This is a genomic window from Sulfuricella sp. (assembly GCF_035531155.1).
Taxonomy (GTDB): domain Bacteria; phylum Pseudomonadota; class Gammaproteobacteria; order Burkholderiales; family Sulfuricellaceae; genus Sulfuricella.
On record NZ_DATKTK010000017.1, the window covers coordinates 1 to 3,319 of the forward strand.

A 3,319-nucleotide genomic window follows, 5' to 3' on the forward strand; every position below is an offset into this window, starting at 1 on the left:
CGTCGGCGCGCAGTTGACGGCCACCGCAGAGAAGCTGCGCCGCCTCATGCATCTTGGCCAGATCCTGCAATCCCACGCCCTGCATTTCTATTACCTCGCCTCGCCCGACCTGCTGTTCGGCTTCGATAGCGATGTGGCAAAGCGCAACATCGTCGGCGTGGCGGCGGCCTATCCGGACATTGCCAGGCAGGGCATCGCCCTGCGCAAGTACGGCCAGGAAATCATCCGGATCACGATGGGCAAGCGTGTTCATGGCACCGGTGCGGTTCCCGGCGGCGTGAACAAAAATCTGTCGCTTGAAGAACGCGACATCCTGCTGAAGGATATCGACAACATCATCGCCTGGAGCCGGGCGGCCGTCGAACTGATCAAGAAAGTCTATACCGGCAACCCGGAATTCCACAACGGCTTCGGTTATTACAGATCCAGTTTTATGAGCCTGGTGCGGGAAGACGGCGCCATGGATCTCTACCACGGCGGCTTGAGAGCCACCGACGAACATGGACAGACGATTTTCGATCACGTCGATTACGGCCATTACTGGGACTATATCCACGAGGAAGTAAAGTCGTGGTCTTACATGAAATTCCCCTTCATCCGGTCAAGAGGCAGGGAAGAAGGCTGGTACCGGGTCGGCCCGCTGGCGCGGGTCAACAATTGCGATTTCATTCCGACCCCCCTGGCAGAAGCCGAAAGAAAAGTTTTCAAGGAATTCGACGGAGGCAGCGCAACCCAGGCTACGCTGGCCTACCACTGGGCGCGCATGATCGAAATGCTGCACGCCGCCGAAGGCATTCAGGAACTGCTGCTGGATGGCGACTTGCAGGGCGATGACCTGGTTCGCAAGGGCGAGCCGGCGCTACGCGGTGTCGGCGTGATCGAGGCGCCGCGCGGAACGCTGATCCACCACTATCGCGTCAACGAGGACGATCTGGTCGTCCGCGCCAACCTGATCGTTTCCACCACCCACAACAACCACGCCATGAACGAAGCGGTGCGGCAGGTCGCTCTGCAATACCTGGACGGCCAGCAGGTGACCGAGGGGCTGCTCAACCATATCGAAGTGGCGATCCGCGCCTTCGACCCCTGCTTGTCATGCGCCACCCATGCCGTGGGCAAGATGCCTTTGGAAGTGGAACTGGTGGACGCAGGCGGCAACGTGATCGACCGGCTGGCCAAGAACTCAGACGGTCGGTGTGACGTTTGACCGCACCGCTGCTGGTTTTCGGTTATGGCAACCCAAGCCGGGGCGATGACGCGCTTGGCCCGCAACTGCTCGAACTCCTTGCAGCAAACCAGGAGCGTCACCCGGAGTGGCCGGAAATCGAGTTGCTGACCGATTTTCAACTGCAAATCGAGGATGCGGCAGATATGGAAAACCGCGACTTGGTGCTGTTCATCGACGCCAGCGCATCCTGCCCCGCACCTTTTTCCCTTTCCCGTATTCAGTCTTCGCAGGATGTCAGCCACACTACTCATGCCATGTCGCCGGCAACCGTGTTGCAGGTTTTCGAGCGGGTTTATCGCCGCCCTGCGCCGCCTGCCTTCCTTCTCGCCGTGCGCGGCGAGAGCTTCGAACTGGGCGAGCCGCTAGGCCGCGAGGCAGAGCAGAACCGGGATGCCGCGCTGGATTTGCTGATACAATTGTGCGCCCGGCCTTATCCCGATGTCTGGCAGACCTTTTCCCGATAAATGCTCGATCTCGATTCCATTTTTGCCGAAGACGGTGTGCTGGCCCGCGCCTTCAAGGATTACCGCGTCCGCAGCCAGCAACTGGAAATGGCGCGAACCATTTCCACCGCAATTGAAAAACACGAAATCCTGGTGGCCGAGGCAGGCACCGGCACCGGCAAGACCTATGCCTATCTCGCCCCGGCACTGCTTGCCGGCGGCAAGGTGATTATTTCCACCGGCACCAAGACGCTGCAGGACCAGCTTTTCTTTCGCGACATTCCGGCCATGCGCGAGGCGCTGAAAGTGCCGGTGACGATCGCGATGCTCAAGGGGCGCGCCAATTACGTCTGTCACTTCCATCTCGAACGCGCCAAGAACGAAGGGCGCTTCATGACGCGGGACGACTCGCGTTATCTTTCCCTGATCGAGCGCTTTACCAAGTCGAGCGACAGCGGCGACAAAAGCACCCTGAGCGAAGTGCCGGAAAATGCCGGTATCTGGTCTTATGTCACCTCGACGCGGGAAAACTGCCTCGGCCAGGAATGCGCGTTTCACAAGGACTGCTTTGTCATGGAGGCGCGCAAGCGCGCGCAGGGTGCGGACGTGGTGGTGGTCAACCATCACTTGTTTTTCGCCGACGTGATGCTGCGCGATGAGGGCGTTGCCGAACTGCTGCCCGCCAGCAACACCGTGATCTTCGACGAGGCGCACCAACTGCCGGAAACCGCCAGCCTGTTTTTCGGCGAAAACCTGGGCACTTCCCAGTTGCTTGAGTTGGCCCATGACGCCCATGCCGAGGGAGTGGTTTCGGCCAAGGATTTTGCCGCGCTGCCAGAAGGCGCTGCAGCACTTGAAAAAGCTGCGCGCGATCTGCGCCTGGTGTTCCCGCAAGACAGTGTGCGCCTGCCATTGACTGCGGCTCAGGCAGTACGCGGCTTTGCGGATGCCCTGGCCGAAGTTAAAACCCGGCTCGATGCCCTGAACAAGCTGCTTGAATCCCAGGCTCAGCGCAGCCCCGGCCTGGAAAACTGCTGGCAGCGCGGCACCCAGTTCGCGGCACAATTGAAGCGCTGGATGGATGATGAAAACAGCGGCAGCGTGCGCTGGGTGGAGGTGTTCAACCGCGCCATGCAACTCAATGCCACGCCGCTTTCCATCGCCGAGATATTCCGCAAGCAGATCGACGGCCAAACACGGGCCTGGATTTTTACCTCTGCCACGCTCGCGGTGAAAAAGGATTTCAGCCATTACCAGAGCCAGATGGGGCTGCTCGAAGCGGCCACGGCTTTCTGGGACAGTCCTTTCGACTATGAAAACCAGGCCGTGCTTTATGTCCCGACGGGGATGCCGGAGCCGAACAGCCGCGAGTATACCGAAGCGGTGGTGGCGGCAGCCCTGCCGGTGATCCGCGCCAGCGGCGGCCGGGCGTTCCTGCTGTGCACCAGCCTGCGCGCCATGCGCGAGGCGCATGAGTTGCTGAAAGAGGCATTCGAAAAAGAAGGGTTGGAGTTTCCTTTGCTGCTGCAAGGGGAGGGAACCCGCACCGAACTGCTGGAGCGCTTCCGTCGCCTCGGCAACGCCGTGCTGGTGGCCAGCCAGAGCTTCTGGGAAGGCGTGGACGTGCGCGGCTCGGCGCTGTCGCTGG

General features: G+C 60.7%; 3 protein-coding genes. All 3 read left to right on the forward strand.

Annotated features, from left to right (window positions below):
- Positions 1-1,207 (forward strand): Ni/Fe hydrogenase subunit alpha (locus VMV64_RS03750; protein ID WP_325328616.1); only part of this gene is annotated, 1,207 nt, incomplete at its 5' end.
- Positions 1,204-1,692, forward strand: coding sequence for a hydrogenase maturation protease (locus VMV64_RS03755; protein ID WP_325328617.1), 489 nt, complete (start codon positions 1,204-1,206; stop codon positions 1,690-1,692). The genes VMV64_RS03750 and VMV64_RS03755, both read left to right, overlap by 4 nt.
- Positions 1,693-3,319 (forward strand): ATP-dependent DNA helicase (locus tag VMV64_RS03760; protein WP_325328618.1); only part of this gene is annotated, 1,627 nt, incomplete at its 3' end.